Origin of the sequence: Nonomuraea sp. KM90 (genome assembly GCF_052246675.1) — a bacterium.
GTDB lineage: Bacteria > Actinomycetota > Actinomycetes > Streptosporangiales > Streptosporangiaceae > Nonomuraea.
Genome location: NZ_JBQQCB010000002.1, coordinates 246,213 through 262,615, shown reverse-complemented (window position 1 = coordinate 262,615; position 16,403 = coordinate 246,213). Strand labels below are relative to the sequence as shown.

Sequence of the window (16,403 nt, the reverse complement as noted above, 5' to 3'; positions counted from 1 at the left end):
TTATAATTGGGCTCCTAAAAGGAGGCGAGTCATGCGGATTCCGAAGCCCACGGACATGTTCGACCGCACGTGGGAGTGGGCACAGCTGACCAGATTCGTCTCCGACGACGAGCCTGGAGCGAGCCTCGGTGTCGTCTCGGGCCGGCGGCGCCAGGGCAAGACGTTCCTTCTGGAGGCGATGTGCGAGGCCACGGGCGGCTTCTACTATTCGGCGACGGAGGCCGTCCCGCGGCAGGAGGCGCTCAGGCAACTCGGCGACGCCGTGGGGCGTCATACCGGCGCACCGGGCAGGGTCCACTTCTCTCACTGGGAAGAAGCCCTTGACGCCCTGCTCTCGCTCGGCACCGACCGTCCCGTGCCCGTGGTCATCGACGAGTTCCCCTATCTCGTGCACGGGGCGCCGGAACTGCCATCGTTGATCCAGCGGGCGCTGTCGCCCCGGCGCAGGGAGCGCATCGAGTCCCGGGCGCGGATCCTGCTGTGCGGCTCGTCGATCTCGTTCATGGGCAACCTCCTCATGGGCAGCGCTCCGCTGCGCGGCCGGGCGTCTCTGGAACTGATCGTGCCGACGTTCGACTATCGTGCGGCGCGTGAGTTCTGGGGGCTGGACGACCTGCGGCTCGCGGCGCTCGTCTACCTGATCGTGGGCGGAACACCCGCGTACAAGTCCGAGTTCCTGCGCGGCGCGACGCCGGCGCGTCTGGAGGACTTCGACGACTGGGTGACGGAGCATGTCCTCAGCCCCGCGAGCCCGCTCTTCAGGGAGGTGAGAGCCCTGCTGGCGGAGGATCCGACGCTCACGAACACCGGTCTCTATCACACGGTGCTCGCCGCGGTCGCCGAAGGGAACTGCACGCGAGGCTCCATCGCGAGCCGGATCGAGCGCAAGGCGACGGACATCTCGCACCATCTGACCGTGTTGGCCGACGCGGGACTGCTGACCGTGGAGCCGGACGCGTTCCGGCAGAACCGCTCGGCCTACCGCATCACCGAGCCGCTGGTCCGCTTCTACCACTCGGTCATGAGACCGGTGTACGCCCAACTCGAGCAGGTGCGTCCGGGCCGGACCGAACGCCTGTGGGAGGCCGCTCAGCCGCGCTTCCGCAGCGCCGTGGCAGGCCCGGTTTTCGAGTACATGTGCCGGACCTGGGCCCACACCATGGCCGCCGACGAGACGCTCGGCGGCATGGCCATGCGGGTGCTGTCGGGCGTCGTCCACGACAGCGCCGCCCGCACGGGCCACGAGGTGGACCTCGTCTCGATGGACGCCGACGGCAACGTCCTGGCCATCGGCGAGGCGAAGTGGGGGGACACGATCGGACTGGCTCACCTCGAACGCATGGAGAAGGTCGCGACGCTCCTGCGCGCCCAAGGCCGGGCTCCGAACGTCATCACCCTCTTCAGCGGCACCGGGTTCATGCCCGCCCTGCGGGAGGCCGCGCGGAAGAGCGGTGGCCGGATCCAGCTCGTGGATCTCGAACGGCTTTACCACGGAGATTGATCCGGCCCGGAATAGTTGAAAAGTAAATCGGGTTGTGGAGGGCAGACCCGCTGGAAGGAGCGCGAGATGCCCGCCGTCACCGTAGAGAACCCGTATACCCTCCCCCGCCTGCCCGAGCCCGTGACCGGGACGCCAGGGCGCAAGGTGCTGGCCGTGGAGACCGCGCCCAGCGGGTTCGAGGGCGAGGGCTTCCCCGTACGCCGGGCGCTGGCCGCCATCAAGCCCGAGTACCTGGACCCCTTCGTGATGATGGACCAGATGGGCGAGGTGGACTACGCGGCGGGCGAGCCCAAGGGCACGCCGTGGCACCCGCACCGGGGCTTCGAGACCGTCACCTACATGATCGACGGGGTCATGGACCACCTCGACTCCAACGGCGGCGGTGGCACGATCACCAACGGGGACACCCAGTGGATGACCGCCGGGGCCGGGATCCTGCACAAGGAGGCGCCGCCGGAGTGGCTCGTGCAGCAGGGCGGGTTGTTCCACGGGATCCAGCTCTGGGTGAACCTGCCGGGGTCGAAGAAGATGATCGCCCCGAAATATCAGGACATCGGGGGGTCCAGTGTCGTGCTGCTGAGCAGCCATGACGGCGGGGCGCTGGTCCGGCTCATCGCCGGCGACCTGGGCGGGAACGTGGGCCCGGGCAGCACCCAGACGCCGATCACGCTGCTGCACGCCACCGTCTCTCCGGGGGCGAGGCTGGTCATGCCGTGGCGCAAGGACTTCAACGCCCTGGCGTACGCGCTGTCCGGCCGGGGCACCGCGGGCGCCGAGCGGCGGCCGTTCCACGGCGGGCAGCTGGCCGTGTTCGAGGGGTTCGGCAACCGCCCGGGGCTGGCCACCACCGCCGAGACCATCACGATCTCGGCGGCCAAGGAGCCGCTCGAAGTGATCGTCCTGGGCGGCGAGCCCATCGGGGAGCCGGTGGCGCACTACGGGCCGTTCGTCATGAACACCAAGGCCGAGCTGGTGCAGGCGTTCGAGGACTTCAAGGCCGGCCGCCTCGGCACCGTCCCCGCCCACCACGCCTGACCCCGGCACTTCTCCTCCTCCCAGAGGCCCGCGCCATCTCAGCGCGGGCCTCTTCCTATTTATGGAAGTAGGTAATAAAGTAGGGCTTCATTATGAAGCCTGAACGTGATGACGATGAGTTGATCTACGATGCCGACGTCCGGGCGGCCATGAAGGAGTTCACGGGCGGCGACGACACGTCGGCGTTCGAGGCGGCGGCCGCCGTGCGCACGGCTTTCCAGGCCGTCGAGCGCATGCGGTCCCACGGGAGCGAGGGGCGGGGCCTCAGCTCCGGCGCGATGGACATCCTGCTGCGGCTGAGCTCGGCCGGGGACGACGGTGCCAGCATCGGCGAGCTGGCCCAGGCGGCGGGCGTGAGCCCCAGGAACGTCACCGGGCTGGTGGACACCCTCGAACGCGACGGGCTGGCGCGGCGGGTCCCCGACCGGAACGACCGGCGCTCGGTGCGGGCCCAGATCACGCCCGAGGGGCGGTCCTGGATCGAGGCGTTCAGGAAGCCGTCGCAGCTCGCGATGGCGGCGATCTTCCGGGGCTTCACGCCCGCCGAGCTGGCGACGTTGCGCCACCTGTGCCTTCGGCTGGCCGCCGATCAGGAGCGGCTGGCCGAGCACCTGAAAGGGATGAGCGCCGGATGAGCACCAGAGACGTCGTCAGGGGTTATCACGACGCCCGGTTCCGGGGGGACGTGGCGTCGGCGGTGGCGCTGGTCGCCGAATGCTGTACGGGGAGTCGGAGGCGACGCTCGTGTACGACGTGCACACGGCGACGCCCGCCGGCGTCCAGCGGACGGCCGAGCACTTCCGGCTCCGCGACGGGAGGATCGCCACCATCATGCTGATCTTCGACGCGGCCCCGTGGCAGCCGATGGCGTCCGTGATCAGGTGAGCGGGAGGGCGGCGGCGGTCTGGCGCCAGATCCGGCCGTCCTTGAGCACCAGGGTGCCGTACGTGGCGACGCGGTTCCCCCCGACGGTCATCAGGGCGTTGTAGAAGATCACGTCCTCGGTCACCCGGCTGGAGACGATCTCGTCGACCTGGGGCTTGGCGGAGAGATAGGCGGCGAACAGCTCCCCGATCTCAGCGGGGCCCCGGGCGACGCGGTCGAAGCGGACGACCTCGGCCTCCTCGTGATACTGGGCGAGCAGGGCCTCCAGGTCCTGGCCGGCGATGGCGGCGAGCTGGCGGTCGAACACATCCTGGGCGGTCATGCGGCACCTTCCGCGGGGAGCGGGCGGGACAGGTCGTAGGCCACCTGCGCCGCGGCGACCAGCAGGATGGCGGGCAGCGCCACCACCACCGGCAGCAGCGAGGCGGCCAGCACCAGCGCGGCGGCGGCCAGGCGGATGACGCCCGCGCGGCGGCCGCGCGAGCACAGGTGCTGCACCCCGAGCACGGCCAGCGCGAGCGCCGCGGGCACCGCCACCGACCAGCTCGTCCGGGACGGATGCGCGATCGCGTGCTCGATGCCGATTCCGAACGCCACCAGGCCGAGCGACAGCGGCAGGTGCGAGTAGACCCACACCTGCCCGGCCAGCCGGGTACGCAGGACGACGGACTCGTCGAGGTGGCCGAAGTAGAGCCACCAGAAGCCCATCGCGATCGCCACCCCGGCCAGCGCGATGAGCAGCGCCCCCGGCGTGACGTCGTGGCCCTTCAGACCGATGACGACGGCCGCGACGACCTCGCCGAGGACGATCACGACGAAGAGTCCGAACCGTTCGGGCAGGTGCTCGGTCTGCGGTGGCAGCTTGCCCTGGTGGCGCCGGGCCAGCAGGGGCGTGGCGAGGTCGATGACCAGGGCGACGGCCCACAGCGCGTACCGCTGGGGCGGCTCCACCGCCAGCGAGGCCAGCCAGATGACCACGGCCACGGCGAACCCGGTGGCGTAGCGGGCAGTCAGCGACCTGGCCTCGGGCACGTGGCGGCCGGCCCGTACGTAGGCCACGATGAGCAGCACCCGCGCCGCGGCGTACGAGACGGCGAAGAGCCCGGAGCGCTGCTCGATGTCGCCCACGCTCGCCGCCATGGAGGCGACGGCCAGGATCTGCGGCAGCGCGAGGAGCCGGTGGCTGACGTCGTCGGTGTCGAACCGGTTGGCGTAGAAGACGTATCCCGCCCAGGCCCACCAGACCGGTATGAACAACCCCACGAACGTGAGGATCCCGGCCGTGCCCGCGCCCTGGGCGAGCACGGCGGCCAGCTCGGCGACGGCCACGACGAAGACCAGGTCGTACAGGAGCTCCAGCCAGGTCGCCCGGCGGTGCGCGGCTTCGAACAGCCGTAATCGGGGTGGCTGCCACTGGCGACTCGTCACGAGGCCCCTTCCCAGTATGTAATTGTGTAATTATGCCCCGCCTTGCGCAGGGCTCGCGACACCTATTTCAGGGTGAGGCAGGCGACGCGCTCGCCGGCCGTGCCGACCTCCGGGCCCGAGGTCTTGGTGCCCTGGGAGTGGATCACGAGCGAGCCCGGCAGACTGGCGCTGCGCAGCCCCCAGGGGTTGCGGGCGCTCGACCGGCCGGCGCCGTTGCCGTCGGTGGTGAAATCGAGCCAGACCTCGCTGGTGGCGTCGATCTGGCCGGGGTTGTGCTGGTAGTGGGGGCCCGACTCGTCAGGCTTCTTGCCGCAGGGCTTGGTGTGCAGGTGGGCGCCGTAGTGGTGGTTGGGCACCAGGCCCTCGACGACGAGCGAGGTGCGCGTCTGCCCTCCGGACGACTCGACGGTGACGCTCGCCTGGGAGCCCTGGGGGGCGAGCTTCCGGTCGTAGGCGATGGCTCCGGTGTCGTCGGTGCTGAACTCCCCTGCGGAGTTGAGGTTGACCGTCTCGTCCGGCGACGTCTTGGCGTTCTGGACCGGGACGGGTGGCCCCGCGCAGCCCGCCACGACGGGCGCGGTCAGAAGGACGAGCAGGACTGCGGGCACGCGCATGAGACCCCCACGGTTCGAGCCCCTCCGGCATGAGGGCTCCGAGAGAGCACCACTCTAACGAGTGACCGGCCTGTTACGTACGGTTATTACGTCCTAGGCGCCGTGTTTCGCCGCGATGTCGTCGATCAGGGCGGCCAGCGTGAAGTCGAGGTCGGTGAGCCCGCCCTGGTCATGGGTGGTGAGGGCCAGGTGGAGCGCGCGCCAGCGGATGTCGATGTCGGGGTGGTGGTTGAGCTCCTCCGCCTTGACCGCGATCTCGTCGACGATGCGGATGGCGGTGGGGAAGTCGGGCGCGGTGACCGTGCGCCGGATCTCGTCGCCCTCGCGCCGCCACTCGGGCAGGTCGCTGAGCTTGCTCTCGACGTCCATGGGACCCACATTACGCCAGCGCCCCGAGCCGATCCCGGCGGGCATCTTGCCTAGAACGAGGTTCTAGAAGCAGAGTGGGGCACATGATTGTCGAGTATGCGGACCGGGTCTGGCACGGCGAATCGGACGACAGCATCGTGGACGCGGGCATGCAGGGCAAGGGCGTCCTGACGATCGCGGACGGCCTTGGCTGGTGGTCCGGGTTCGGAAACGTCATCACGTTCGAGACCGACGGGGAGCTGCTGCTGTTCGACACCAGCAGCCCCTTCTCGGCGGCCCGGCTGCACGAGGACGTACGCGGCTGGACGCGGGCGCCGCTGACCACCGCCTTCTACTCGCACGGGCACATCGACCACGTGTTCGGGACGGCACCGTTCGAGGAGTCGGGCCCGCGGGCCACGATCTACGCCCACAGAGCCGTGGCCGATCGGTTCGAGCGATACCTGCTGACCAACGGCTACAACGCGGTGATCAACCAGCGCCAGTTCCAGGCGCCCCAGCTCCGCTGGCCGACCTCCTACCGCCACCCCGACGTGACCTACACCGACACGCTGACCGTGCGGCGCGGCGGGCTGACGTTCGACCTGCTGCACGCCAAGGGCGAGACGGACGACGCGACCGTCGGCTACGTCCGCGAGCACGAGCTGCTGCTCCCCGGCGACCTGTTCATCTGGGTCACGCCCAATTGCGGGAACCCGCAGAAGGTGCAGCGCTATCCCCGGGAATGGGTGCACGCGCTGCAGCGGATGGCCGCCATGAACGCCGAGATCATGCTGCCCAGCCACGGCGCTCCCGTCTTCGGCCGCGACCGCGTCCGCCAGGCGCTCCTGGAGACGGCCGAATGGCTGGAGTCGCTCGTCACGCAGACGCTCGGCCTGCTCAACGCGGGCGCCCGGCTCGACGAGATCGTCCATGCCGTGCGCCCGCCGGCCCACCTCTCCGACCGGCCCTACCTGCGGGCCCGCTATGACGAGCCGGAGTTCGTCGTACGCAACCTGTGGCGGCTCTACGGCGGCTGGTACGACGGCAACCCGGCCAACCTCAAACCCGCCCCTGACGCCGTGCTGGCGAGATCGGTGGCCGAGCTCGCGGGCGGCCCGGCGGCCCTCGCGGACGCCGCGCTCAAGGCCCTCTCCGACGGGGACGAGCGGCTGGCGGGGCACCTCGCGGAGATGGCCGCCCTGGCGGCCCCGGACGACCCGGGCGTGCATCGCGTACGCGCGGCGGTCTTCTCCGCCAGGGCGGCGAACGAGCTCTCCCTCATGGCGAAGGGCGTCTTCACCTGGGCCGCCTCTGAGTCCGAGCGGCGTTCGTGAGGGTCAGTCCTGCCACCAGTCGGACAGCGGCGGCTGGATCATGGGCAGTGAGTCCTTGGGCACGTCGGCGGGGGCGTCGATGGTGAGCGTGACGGCGTCGGACGCGATGCGCTGCGCGTGCTCGACGATCCAGTCGTCCTTGACGTGGGCAACGTCTACGTTGTATCCGCTGCCGCTGCCGTCCGGGTTGCTCCACTTCACCAGGTAATGGATCTTCATCCCGGCCCGCTCCATGGTGGCTCTGACGTCGGCGACCGGCTTGCCGCGGGCCTGGTACCCCTCGATCACCCCGCCGCCCGGGTCGACGTCGACCTGGATCGGCGTGGCGTAGAGCTCCCCTGGCGCGCGGCCGGCCTGCCGATGCCGAAGACGATCTTCCCGGGGACGCCGACCGGCATGGAGATCTTGCCGCACCAGGCGGAGCCGCAACCCTCCATCCGCGTGCTGATCGTCACGCGCGTTCCGACCGGGAACTTCCCGTCCATGAGCGCGGGGCCGATCAGCTTGCCCACGTCCTGCGGTGCCACGGGGGCCTTCTTCACCTCCGCGTCCAGACCGACCGCGCGGAACGCCTCGGTGAACTTCGCGGCCTCGGCCTCGGGGTCGTTGACGGTGACCTCGATGAAGTCGTCGCCGGCCCTGAGAGAGACGGCGGCGTTGGCGTACTGGGTGGCGGGGCCGCCGAACGGGGTCCACACGACGAGGGCGGCGGCCAGCGCGGCGGACACCACGCCGAGCCCGGCCAGGCGCCGCACGGGCAAGCGCCGGTGTACGGGCTCGCGCGCCTCGGCCATGATCGACTCCAGCAGCGCCCGCGCGCCCGCCCCGGACGCCTGCCCCAGGGGCTCCCCGGCCAGGTCCTCGTCGCGCACGCGTGCGAGATCGGCGATGTTCACAGGTTGCTCCCTTCGGCGGCGACGGCGCGCGAGTGCTCGATCCCGGCCTCGACCAGGCCCCGGGCGAAGCGCTTGCGGGCGCGGTAGAGCCTGACCCGCACGGTGTTGGCGGAGACGCCGAGGACCTTGGCGATCTGGCGCGGGTCCAGCTGCTCCCAGGCGACCAGCGCGAGCAGCTCCCTGTCGCTCTCGGGCAGGGCGCGGAACACCCGCCCCATCTGGGAGAGGTCCTCACCGGGCGGCCGGGCGACGAGCGGCGTGGCGGCGAGCTGCGCGCGCAGGGCGGCGGTGCGCCGCTCGTGCCGCCGCTCGCCGCGCCGCTGGTTGGCCAGCACCTTCCGGGCCACGCCGAAGAGCCACAGCCTGGCCTCGTCCCCCTTGGGGATCTCCTCGACCCGGCGCCAGGCGATCATGAAGGTCTCGGCCACCACGTCGGCCGCGTCGTCCGGATCGGGACAGCGGCGCAACGCGTACCCGAGCAGCGGCCGGTACGAGGATCCGTAGATCTCCTCGAACCGGCTTTCGGGATCGAGTCCCACGTGGGCTCCTCACTTGAGTGCGTCAACACTCAAGCGCATGTCCGGAATGTCGGCAGCATTACCGGGGTCAGCCGAAGTGGGCGCGAGTCTCCGCGAACGCCTGGTCCGTACCCTCCAGGGCGGCCGCCACGTCGGCCTCCGTGTGCGCGGCCGACATGAACCAGTTGTGCCACGGGTGCAGGTAGACCCCGTGCCGCAGGCAGGCGTCGCTCCAGTGCATCGCCACGGACAGGTCGGCGTCCCCGTCGAAGCTGAGCCACGGGATCGTCACCGGCCCCGTCTGGTTGACCACGAAACCGTGCGACTTGGCCTGCGCGTACAGCCCCTCCCTGAGCTGCGTCCCCGCGCGTTCCATGGCCGCGATGCCGTCGGTGTCGCGCAGCGTCTCGATGGTGGCCTTGGCCGCCGCCATCGCCACCGCCGAGAACCAGAACGACCCCGTCGAGTACAGCGTCTGCGCGGGCCCGCGCAGCGCGTCGGTGCCGGTCACGGCGGCGATCGGGTAGCCGTTGGCGATCGCCTTCGACCAGGCGGTCAGGTCGGGGCGCACACCGTACGGCTCCCACGACCCCCGCAGGTCGATGCGGAACCCGGCGCGCACGTCGTCGATCACCAGGGCCGCGCCGAGCCGGTCGGCCAGCGCCCGGGCGCCCCGCGCGAAGGCGGGCTCCACCAGCTCCTGGTCCTCGAACGAGTCGTGCCTGAAGGGCGTGACGATGATCGCCGCCACGTCACCCTCCACGGTCGCCGCCGCGGCCTCCAGGGACTCCAGGGAGTTGTAGGTGAACTCCACCAGGTCGGCCCGCTCGTTCGGCGTCGTCCCCGACAGGGACGGCGTGCACCAGGGGTCGGCCCCGTGGTAGGCCCCGTGGGCCATCAGCACCTTCGTCCGCCCCGTCGCGGCCCTGGCGACCATGAGCGCCTGCGTGGTGGCGTCGGTGCCGTTCTTGGAGAACATCGCCCAGTCCGCGCTCGGCACGGTGTCCACCAGCAGCTCCGCCAGCTCCACCATGATCGGCCCCGGACCGTTGAGGCAGTCGCCGAGCGCGGCCTGGCGGGCGGCGGCCTCCTCCACGCGCGGGTGCCGGTGCCCGAGCACCACGGGGCCCCAGCTGCACATGAAGTCGATGTACGCGCGGCCGTTCACGTCCCACTGGCGGCAGCCGTCGCCGCGCTCGAAGAACTGGGGGAAGCCGGGGGCGAAGAGGGCGGCGTTGAGGTGGCCGTACATGCCGCCGGGCACGACCTTGGCGGCCCGCTGACGGAGTTCTGCGTCGGTGGTCATGGAGGGAAGTCCTAGTGGGAGAGGAGGCTGAGGGTGGAGTCGAGGTCGGTCAGCCCGGCGTCGGAGCCGAGGCCGGTGGCGACGCGGGCGGCGGCGGCCGTGCCCCAGCGGGCGGCGGTCAGGACGTCCCGGTCGTGGAGCAGGCCGGTGAGGAAGCCGGCGCAGTAGGCGTCGCCGCAGCCCGTGGTGTCGGAGACCTCCGTCTTCAGCGCCGGCACGTGCTCTGACACGTGATCCGGGCCGTCCGCGGTCACGACCAGGCTGCCGGCCGCGCCCAGGGTGACCAGCACGCCGCGCGGCCCGTCGGCGAGCAGCGCCCGCGCGGCGGCCTCGACGTCCTGGGCGCCGGTCATGAGCAGCGCCTGGGACTCGTTCGGCAGCACGTAGTCCACGTGGGGCAGGAACGCGCGGGCCATGCCCAGCAGGTCGGGCATCTCCGACAGCAGGTCCATCGTGACGATGGTGCCGGCGGACCGGACCGCGTCGAGGAGGGCGAAGAAGGCCGGATCGCCGAGGCCGAACGTGACGTCCATGCCGCCCAGGTGGATCGCGCGGGCCGAGCGCAGCACGTCCGTGTCCAGGTCGGGGTAGGCGACGGTCAGGTTCGCCCCGGGCACGTGGAAGCTGGGGCGCCCGCCGTCCGGCCTGATGGGCAGGATCGAGGCCGCCGTCTGCTCCCCCGCCCTGCGGACCAGCCGCGTGGCGTCCACGCCGCGCTTGGCCAGCACCATGAGCAGGAAGTCGCCGAGCTCGTCGTCGCCGATGGCGCCCATGGTGACCACGTCGTTGCCCAGCTTGACCAGGTCCACCGCCGTGCCCGCGGCGGCGCCCGCGGCGGTGAGGCGGATCTGGTCGACCAGCACGGTGTCCTGGCCCTCGGGGATGTGCTCGACGGGCCTGGTGAGGATGTCGACGATGTGGACGCCGACGGTGACGACGGTCATAGTCTAAATAGACAGACGTCCGAATAAAAAGTCAACGGAGGATTCGATGCCGAAGATCGTCGATCACGACGAGCGCAGGCGCGAGGTCCTGTCAGCGGCGCGCCGGGTGATCGTCAGGGACGGCATCGACGCCGCCACCACCCGCGCCATCGCCAAGGAGGCGGGCTACTCCAACGGGGTGCTCGCCCACTACTTCGCCGACAAGGACGAGATCCTGCTGTCCGCGCTGCGCCAGTCCCACCAGCGCATCCGCACCCGGCTGACCCGCAAGGTGGACGGCGTCAGCGGCCTGGCGGCGCTGCGCGAGGTGCTGCTGGACAACCTGCCGCTGGACGGAGAGCGCAGCCAGGAGACCCGGCTGGAGGTCAGCTTCTGGAGCCGCAGCCTGGCCTCGGAGCGGCTGGCCGAGGTGCAGCGGGCGGAGGCGGGCGAGCTGCGCGCCGCCGTACGCGACCTGCTCGGCCGGGCCCGCGCGGCCGGCGAGCTGCGGACGGACGACGACCTCGACGACGTCACCGAGCACCTGCTCGCCCTTGTCGACGGCCTCAGCCTGCACCTGATGCTCTACCCCGGCCGCCTGACCCGCGCGGACGTCGAGCGGATCATGCTGCGCGCCGTTGATCGCCTGTGATGGACTACATTCCACACATATGAGCCCCCGTGAGCAGTTGTGCGAGTACGGCCGCCGCGCCGTCGACCTCGGCCTGGTGATCGGCACCTCGGGCAACCTCAGCGTGCGCGAGGGTGACCTGGTCGCCGTGACGCCGTCGGGGGTGGCGCTCGACCGGCTGACGCCCGAGATGTGCCCGGTCGTGGACGTGGCGGGCCACCTCGTGGAGGGCGATCTCCAGCCGTCCAGCGAGACCCCCATGCACCTGGCCGTCTACGGCACCACGGACGCGCGGGCCATCGTGCACACGCACTCGGTGTTCGGGACGGTGGTGGCCACGACGATGACCGAGCTGCCGCCCGTGCACTACAACGCGCTCATGCTGGGCGGGGTGGTCAAGGTCGCCGAGTACGCCACGTACGGCACGCCCGAGCTGGCCGCGAACGTGCGTGCCGCCCTGGAGGGCAAGCGCGCCGCCCTGATGGCCAACCACGGCGGGGTGACCATCGGGGGGACGCTGGAGGAGGCGTTCGAGCTCACCCGGCTGCTGGAGTGGCTCTGCGAGGTGTACGTCAGGGGGCTCGGCGTCGGCAAGCCGACCGTCCTGACGGACGAGCAGCTCGCCGCCGTGGTGGAGCGGGCGCTGAACCCCCCGGAGTTCCCCCGGCTATGAGAGTGCGGCCTGCTCGGCCAGCCCGAGGGGCAGCCCGCCGGATCCCGCGATCCGGTCGTGGAACTCCTTCAGCGGGCCCTGGAACGACTCCCTGATGCGGTCGATCTCGATGGCGCCGGTGAGGTAGGACGGGGCCTGGGTGGGCCAGGCGCAGTAGCGGTTGACCTCGCCCTGGGCCGTGCCGGGCGACAGCGACGCCTTGGTGGCCATGAACATCTCGGCCTCTTCGATGGACATGTCCTCGCAGTGCAGGGCCGTGTCGACGACGATCCTGGCGGCGCGGAAGATGCGGCAGTCCAGGTGGGCCAGCTCGGTGGCGGGGGTGTCGAAGTAGCCCTGCTCGTGCAGCAGCTTCTCGACGTACAGGGCCCAGCCCTCGGTGAAGTACGGGGTCCGGAAGACCTTGCGCACCGTACGCGGATTGCCCGCCATGTACGACAGGTGCCAGTGGTGCCCGGGGTAGGCCTCGTGGACGGCGATCGACGGCATCTGGGCCCGCGAGTTGGTGCGCAGGCGCTGGCGTACCTGCTCGGGGGTGAAGTCGTCGGGCGTGTACGGGACGAAGAAGATGCCGGTCCGCGAGGTGCTGAGCGGCGGCGGGGACAGGTAGTGGGCCACCGACAGGACGGGCCGGGTGTACTCGGCCGACGGCAGCACGTGGCACTCCTCGCCGCCGGCGAACGTGACGAGGTCCCGCTCGCGGACGAACTCGCGGGCCCGCAGGGTCTCCGCCTCGTACTCGGCCCGCATGTCGTCGAGGGTCGGCGGGTGGTCGTCCATGAGGAACTCCATGGCCGCCCGCCAGTCCTGGGTGCCGTTGACCCGGACAGCGACCTCGCGCATGCGCGCGTCCAGCTCCGCCCAGGCGGCCTTGCCCTTCTCGTGCAGCTCGGCGGCGCCGTACCCGAGCAGCTCGCGCTCGCGCAGCAGCGTGGAGTAGAGCCGCTCCCCCATGCGCCAGGTGCCGCCGCACTCGAAGCCCTCCAGGAAGGCGACGAGGTCGTCGAACGCCCGCGCGGCCGGCTCGGCCGCCGCGGCCAGCCGGGCACGCAGCTCGGCGTCCTCGACCATGGACGGGATCGTGCGGGTCAGGAAGTTGCGGCCGGTGCGCGCCTGGCCCAGCCCCCGGGTGACCAGGAGCGGGGCGGCCAGGTCGGGGTCCAGGTTCGCCTGGCAGGCCGCCAGCACGCCGGGCACCTCGGCCAGGCGGGACAGGGCGGAGGCGACCAGCTCGGGCTCGGGCTTGAGCCGGCGCTGGAAGGGCGTGTACAGCGAGGTGAAGACGGCGCCGAGGTAGACGCTCGGGTCGCGCCGCCACTCGGGCCAGGACGCGAGCACGATCGAGCCCTTGAGCTGCGACAGGACGAGGTCCCTGTCGATCGCGTCGTCCGGCGACGGGGCCTCGGTGGCCGAGAGGCGGTCGTACCAGAGGGCCTGCTCGCGCTCGCGGGCCTCCCAGCCGGAGGCGGTGAAATCGCCGAGGGTGTGATCGTAACCGTCGGCCCCGAGGGAGGCGGCGACGACGGGACGGTCGGAAAAGTACCACTTGAGAAACTCGTCCACCGATGCACCATATCCTGAGCAAATGCCCCTGCAGATCACTGGCGCGCTAGGCGACCCTGACCTGATCCGCCTCCCCTGGGAGGTCCCCCTTCAAGACTGGCCCCAGCACCATCTGGTGGACCTGCCGCGGGGCATCTCGCGGCACGTCGTGCGCTTCGCCCGGCTGTCCGGGAAGGTGTACGCGATCAAGGAGATCAGCGAGCGCTACGCCAAGCGGGAGTATCAGCTCCTGTGGGACCTGGCCAGGCTGGACGCGCCCGCCGTGGAGCCGGTCGCGTACGTCACCGGCCGCGAGGACGGGCTCGACGCGGCGCTGATCACCCGGCACCTGCAGTTCTCACTCCCCTACCGCGCGGTCATGTCGGGCACCCTGCGCCCCGACACGCTCACCCGGCTGCTGGACGCGCTGGCCGTGCTGCTGGTGCGGCTGCACCTGAACGGCTTCTACTGGGGTGACTGCTCGCTGTCCAACACGTTGTTCCGCCGCGATGCGGGGGCGTTCGCGGCGTACCTGGTGGACGCCGAGACCGGTGAGATGCACCCGATGATCAGCGAGGGGCAGCGGCTGGGCGACATCGACACCGCGCACACGAACATCTTCGGCGAGATGCTCGACCTGGAGGCCGGCGGGCTGCTGCACCCGTCGATCGACCCCATGGAGACCGCCGAGGACGTCGTGGCCCGCTACCACCGCCTGTGGAACGAGATCAACGAGAGCGAGATCATCGAGGAGGTCGACTGGCACCGCGTGGAGCAGCGCATCAGGCGGCTGAACCTGCTGGGCTTCGACGTGGCCGAGATGATGGTGCGGCGCAAGGTCGGCACCGGGCGGCTGATCGTACGGCCCAAGGTCGTGGACTCCGGGCACCACCAGCGGCGCCTGCTCCGGCTGACCGGTCTCGACGTGGAGGAGAACCAGGCGCGGCGGCTGCTCAACGACCTCGACGGGTTCCGGGTGGCCAAGGGGCTGCGGCACGAGGACGAGGCCATAGTGGCGCACCGGTGGCTGGCGGAGGTGTTCCAGCCGACGGTCGAGGCCATCCCCGCGGACCTGCGCGGGAAGCTGGAGCCCGCGCAGCTCTTCCACGAGATCCTCGACCACCGCTGGTACCTGTCGGAGCAGGAGGGCGCCGACGTCGGGCTGACCACGGCGGTGAAGTCGTACGTGAACAACGTGCTGGTGCACAAGCCCGACGAGCGGGCGCTCCTGCCCGACGAGCCCGTTCAGTAAGCCACGGAGATGCGCCGGCGCGGATGGGCGTTGCGCTCCACCTCGTCCGCGATCGCGACCGCGTAGTCCTCGGCGGTGATGAAACTGCGCCCCTCGGGGTCGCTCATCAGCGTGTCGCCGCCGAGCCGGTAGCTGCCCGTCCGCTCCCCCGGCGCGATCTCCGCCGCCGGCGAGACGAACGTCCAGTCGAGGTCCTCGACCTCCTGGTAGAGCCGCAGCGCCGCCCGCCCGGCGAGGGACTCCTTCTTGTAGATCTCCGGGAAGCCGGGCGTGTCGACCAGGTCCTGGCCGGGGGCCACCTGCAGGCTGCCGGCCCCGCCCACGACGATCAGCCTGCGCACGCCGGAGGCGCGCACGCCGTCGATGAGCGCGCGGTTGGCGGCGAGGAAGGGGGCCTCCGGCTCGGTGCCGTCGCGCGGCGGGGCGATGGCGGAGATGACGGCGTCATGGCCCTCGGCGAGCGTGGCGGCGTCACCGACGTCGCCCTTGACGGGGCCCCTGCGGCTGACGCCGGTCACCTCGTGGCCGCGGGAGGCGAGTTCGGCGGCGATGCGCTGCCCGATCATGCCTGTCGCGCCAAAGAGAAGGATCTTCATGTCGCCAAGAGTATCCATCGGATACTGGTTACTTCATCGTGCTATAAGTACCTTATGGATACCGGTGATGTCTTCGACCCGAACTGTCCGACCAGGGTGGTTCTCGATCGGATCGGCGACAAATGGTCGGTCCTGGTGCTGCTCTGCCTCATCGCCGGGCCGATGCGCTTCACCCAGCTCAGGGCGCGGATCGGCGGGGTCACGCCCAAGGTGCTGACCCAGACGCTGCGCGCCATGGAGCAGGACGGGCTCCTGACCCGGGAGGTGTTCGCGGAGGTGCCGCCGCGGGTGGAGTACACGCTGACGGACCTGGGCCGGTCGCTGCACGACCCGATCTCCGTGGTGGCCACGTGGGCGGAGCAGAACGTGAACGAGATTCTTCGTTGCCGCGAAAAGTATTCATAAATCGTACAGTTATGCGCAACGGTGTTGTTTTTCTACTTCGTAGCCGTATAAAAGCTCAACGCCCGCGTTCGGCGGCCTCTCCGGTGTGATCCCACCCCCCTACGCTGTCCCCGTCCCAAGACGGCGAGGGAGGTCACGTGCTCGGAATCGACACCTGCCTGGCAGAGGTCATGTCCATACCGGGGGCGCTGGACGCCATGCTGGTGGACCACACGAGCGGTATGGCGGTGGCCTTCAGCAGCGCGCCAGGTGTGGACGCCGACCGGTCGGCCGCCGCGCTGACCGAGGCCCTGCGCGCCACCACCGACGGCCTGGCCCGCTCGTGCCCGGGCGAGGTCGTACGCATCGACGACATGCTCGTCACCACGGACAAGGGCCACCACCTGCTCCGGATGATGGAGACGGTGTTCGAGGGCCCTCTCGTTCTGTACGTCCGCCTTGACCTGGAGCGATCCAACCTGGCCCTGGCCAGGCACCGCCTGCGGTCCATCTCCGGCCTCCTGACGACGTGAC

At 70.7% G+C, this 16,403-nt stretch carries 21 protein-coding genes; 10 read left to right on the top strand and 11 right to left on the bottom strand.

Annotation, left to right across the window (positions count from 1 at the left end):
- Positions 1-31 precede the first annotated feature (31 nt).
- The 4 genes from ACTWPW_RS03790 (at position 32) to ACTWPW_RS03775 (ending at position 3,421) form a co-directional block, all read left to right on the top strand.
- Positions 32-1,501, top strand: a complete 1,470-nt coding sequence (locus tag ACTWPW_RS03790) for an ATP-binding protein (protein WP_375111219.1) — start codon at positions 32-34, stop codon at positions 1,499-1,501.
- A 66-nt stretch (positions 1,502-1,567) separates the two neighbouring features.
- Positions 1,568-2,536: a pirin family protein gene (locus ACTWPW_RS03785; protein WP_443167950.1), complete on the top strand. Its 969-nt coding sequence runs from the start codon at positions 1,568-1,570 to the stop codon at positions 2,534-2,536.
- Between the two features lie 119 nt (positions 2,537-2,655).
- Complete coding sequence (locus tag ACTWPW_RS03780; RefSeq protein WP_443167949.1) at positions 2,656-3,171, top strand: MarR family winged helix-turn-helix transcriptional regulator; 516 nt, start codon at positions 2,656-2,658, stop codon at positions 3,169-3,171.
- Between the two features lie 79 nt (positions 3,172-3,250).
- Positions 3,251-3,421 carry a hypothetical protein gene (locus ACTWPW_RS03775; protein ID WP_375111222.1) on the top strand — a complete coding sequence of 57 codons (171 nt, stop codon included), beginning with the start codon at positions 3,251-3,253 and terminating at the stop codon, positions 3,419-3,421.
- On the opposite strand, the gene ACTWPW_RS03770 is transcribed toward ACTWPW_RS03775, so the two are convergent.
- The 4 genes from ACTWPW_RS03770 to ACTWPW_RS03755 form a co-directional block, all read right to left on the bottom strand.
- The gene (locus tag ACTWPW_RS03770) at positions 3,414-3,743 is read right to left on the bottom strand and encodes a hypothetical protein (protein WP_375111223.1); all 330 of its coding nucleotides are present in this window, start codon (positions 3,741-3,743) and stop codon (positions 3,414-3,416) included. The two genes, ACTWPW_RS03775 and ACTWPW_RS03770, sit on opposite strands and share 8 nt — an antisense overlap.
- The gene (locus ACTWPW_RS03765) at positions 3,740-4,849 is read right to left on the bottom strand and encodes a low temperature requirement protein A (protein ID WP_443167948.1); all 1,110 of its coding nucleotides are present in this window, start codon (positions 4,847-4,849) and stop codon (positions 3,740-3,742) included. Before ACTWPW_RS03765 ends, ACTWPW_RS03770 begins: the two co-directional genes overlap by 4 nt.
- A 62-nt stretch (positions 4,850-4,911) precedes the next feature.
- The gene (locus ACTWPW_RS03760) at positions 4,912-5,463 is read right to left on the bottom strand and encodes a hypothetical protein (protein WP_375111225.1); all 552 of its coding nucleotides are present in this window, start codon (positions 5,461-5,463) and stop codon (positions 4,912-4,914) included.
- 93 nt (positions 5,464-5,556) lie between these two features.
- On the bottom strand, positions 5,557-5,832 hold the full coding sequence (locus ACTWPW_RS03755; RefSeq protein ID WP_375111226.1) for a 4a-hydroxytetrahydrobiopterin dehydratase: 276 nt from the start codon (positions 5,830-5,832) through the stop codon (positions 5,557-5,559).
- Positions 5,833-5,915: 83 nt separating this feature from the next.
- Here ACTWPW_RS03755 and ACTWPW_RS03750 point away from each other — a divergent pair, with 83 nt between their 5' ends.
- On the top strand, positions 5,916-7,148 hold the full coding sequence (locus ACTWPW_RS03750; RefSeq protein ID WP_443167947.1) for an alkyl sulfatase dimerization domain-containing protein: 1,233 nt from the start codon (positions 5,916-5,918) through the stop codon (positions 7,146-7,148).
- Between the two features lie 3 nt (positions 7,149-7,151).
- Here the strand turns inward: ACTWPW_RS03750 and ACTWPW_RS03745 are convergent, their stop codons facing one another.
- The 5 genes from ACTWPW_RS03745 to ACTWPW_RS03725 form a co-directional block, all read right to left on the bottom strand.
- Positions 7,152-7,436, bottom strand: coding sequence for a hypothetical protein (locus ACTWPW_RS03745; RefSeq protein WP_443167946.1), 285 nt, complete (start codon positions 7,434-7,436; stop codon positions 7,152-7,154).
- Entirely contained in the window at positions 7,433-8,044 is a 612-nt protein-coding gene (locus ACTWPW_RS03740; RefSeq protein WP_443167945.1) for a hypothetical protein, read from the bottom strand. The genes ACTWPW_RS03745 and ACTWPW_RS03740 overlap by 4 nt, the downstream gene beginning before the upstream one ends.
- The gene (locus tag ACTWPW_RS03735) at positions 8,041-8,583 is read right to left on the bottom strand and encodes an RNA polymerase sigma factor (RefSeq protein ID WP_443167944.1); all 543 of its coding nucleotides are present in this window, start codon (positions 8,581-8,583) and stop codon (positions 8,041-8,043) included. The genes ACTWPW_RS03740 and ACTWPW_RS03735 overlap by 4 nt, the downstream gene beginning before the upstream one ends.
- Positions 8,584-8,650: 67 nt before the next feature.
- Positions 8,651-9,868: an aminotransferase class III-fold pyridoxal phosphate-dependent enzyme gene (locus tag ACTWPW_RS03730; protein WP_375111230.1), complete on the bottom strand. Its 1,218-nt coding sequence runs from the start codon at positions 9,866-9,868 to the stop codon at positions 8,651-8,653.
- 11 nt (positions 9,869-9,879) lie between these two features.
- The gene (locus tag ACTWPW_RS03725; RefSeq protein ID WP_443167943.1) at positions 9,880-10,812 is read right to left on the bottom strand and encodes a carbohydrate kinase family protein; all 933 of its coding nucleotides are present in this window, start codon (positions 10,810-10,812) and stop codon (positions 9,880-9,882) included.
- Between the two features lie 46 nt (positions 10,813-10,858).
- On the opposite strand from ACTWPW_RS03725, the gene ACTWPW_RS03720 reads away from it, so the two are divergent.
- Both ACTWPW_RS03720 and ACTWPW_RS03715 read left to right on the top strand, forming a co-directional pair.
- Entirely contained in the window at positions 10,859-11,443 is a 585-nt protein-coding gene (locus ACTWPW_RS03720) for a TetR/AcrR family transcriptional regulator (protein WP_364115430.1), read from the top strand.
- Positions 11,444-11,462: 19 nt separating this feature from the next.
- Positions 11,463-12,095, top strand: a complete 633-nt coding sequence (locus tag ACTWPW_RS03715; RefSeq protein WP_443167942.1) for a class II aldolase/adducin family protein — start codon at positions 11,463-11,465, stop codon at positions 12,093-12,095.
- On the opposite strand, the gene ACTWPW_RS03710 is transcribed toward ACTWPW_RS03715, so the two are convergent.
- Positions 12,090-13,658: a DUF885 domain-containing protein gene (locus ACTWPW_RS03710; protein ID WP_443167941.1), complete on the bottom strand. Its 1,569-nt coding sequence runs from the start codon at positions 13,656-13,658 to the stop codon at positions 12,090-12,092. The genes ACTWPW_RS03715 and ACTWPW_RS03710 overlap by 6 nt on opposite strands.
- Positions 13,659-13,680: 22 nt before the next feature.
- On the opposite strand from ACTWPW_RS03710, the gene ACTWPW_RS03705 reads away from it, so the two are divergent.
- Positions 13,681-14,889 (top strand): DUF4032 domain-containing protein, encoded by a 1,209-nt coding sequence (locus ACTWPW_RS03705; protein ID WP_375111234.1) that lies wholly within the window; start codon positions 13,681-13,683, stop codon positions 14,887-14,889.
- Here ACTWPW_RS03705 and ACTWPW_RS03700 read toward each other — a convergent pair.
- On the bottom strand, positions 14,883-15,485 hold the full coding sequence (locus ACTWPW_RS03700; protein ID WP_364115420.1) for an NAD(P)-dependent oxidoreductase: 603 nt from the start codon (positions 15,483-15,485) through the stop codon (positions 14,883-14,885). The genes ACTWPW_RS03705 and ACTWPW_RS03700 overlap by 7 nt on opposite strands.
- A 54-nt stretch (positions 15,486-15,539) precedes the next feature.
- Between ACTWPW_RS03700 and ACTWPW_RS03695 the strand changes: the two genes are divergently transcribed.
- The gene (locus tag ACTWPW_RS03695; RefSeq protein WP_375111235.1) at positions 15,540-15,890 is read left to right on the top strand and encodes a winged helix-turn-helix transcriptional regulator; all 351 of its coding nucleotides are present in this window, start codon (positions 15,540-15,542) and stop codon (positions 15,888-15,890) included.
- A 137-nt stretch (positions 15,891-16,027) separates the two neighbouring features.
- On the top strand, positions 16,028-16,402 hold the full coding sequence (locus ACTWPW_RS03690; protein WP_443167940.1) for a roadblock/LC7 domain-containing protein: 375 nt from the start codon (positions 16,028-16,030) through the stop codon (positions 16,400-16,402).
- The last annotated feature ends 1 nt before the right edge of the window (position 16,403 follow it).

Bases quoted from the DNA above. Each gene is read 5' to 3' on its own strand.
- ACTWPW_RS03725 (WP_443167943.1), bottom strand. From the start codon at position 10,812: ATGACCGTCGTCACCGTCGGCGTCCACATCGTCGACATCCTCACCAGG.
- ACTWPW_RS03705 (WP_375111234.1), top strand. From the start codon at position 13,681: ATGCCCCTGCAGATCACTGGCGCGCTAGGCGACCCTGACCTGATCCGC.
- ACTWPW_RS03700 (WP_364115420.1), bottom strand. From the start codon at position 15,485: ATGAAGATCCTTCTCTTTGGCGCGACAGGCATGATCGGGCAGCGCATC.
- ACTWPW_RS03785 (WP_443167950.1), top strand. From the start codon at position 1,568: ATGCCCGCCGTCACCGTAGAGAACCCGTATACCCTCCCCCGCCTGCCC.
- ACTWPW_RS03715 (WP_443167942.1), top strand. From the start codon at position 11,463: ATGAGCCCCCGTGAGCAGTTGTGCGAGTACGGCCGCCGCGCCGTCGAC.
- ACTWPW_RS03730 (WP_375111230.1), bottom strand. From the start codon at position 9,868: ATGACCACCGACGCAGAACTCCGTCAGCGGGCCGCCAAGGTCGTGCCC.
- ACTWPW_RS03720 (WP_364115430.1), top strand. From the start codon at position 10,859: ATGCCGAAGATCGTCGATCACGACGAGCGCAGGCGCGAGGTCCTGTCA.
- ACTWPW_RS03770 (WP_375111223.1), bottom strand. From the start codon at position 3,743: ATGACCGCCCAGGATGTGTTCGACCGCCAGCTCGCCGCCATCGCCGGC.
- ACTWPW_RS03760 (WP_375111225.1), bottom strand. From the start codon at position 5,463: ATGCGCGTGCCCGCAGTCCTGCTCGTCCTTCTGACCGCGCCCGTCGTG.
- ACTWPW_RS03775 (WP_375111222.1), top strand. From the start codon at position 3,251: ATGCTGTACGGGGAGTCGGAGGCGACGCTCGTGTACGACGTGCACACG.
- ACTWPW_RS03695 (WP_375111235.1), top strand. From the start codon at position 15,540: ATGGATACCGGTGATGTCTTCGACCCGAACTGTCCGACCAGGGTGGTT.
- ACTWPW_RS03750 (WP_443167947.1), top strand. From the start codon at position 5,916: ATGATTGTCGAGTATGCGGACCGGGTCTGGCACGGCGAATCGGACGAC.
- ACTWPW_RS03755 (WP_375111226.1), bottom strand. From the start codon at position 5,832: ATGGACGTCGAGAGCAAGCTCAGCGACCTGCCCGAGTGGCGGCGCGAG.
- ACTWPW_RS03790 (WP_375111219.1), top strand. From the start codon at position 32: ATGCGGATTCCGAAGCCCACGGACATGTTCGACCGCACGTGGGAGTGG.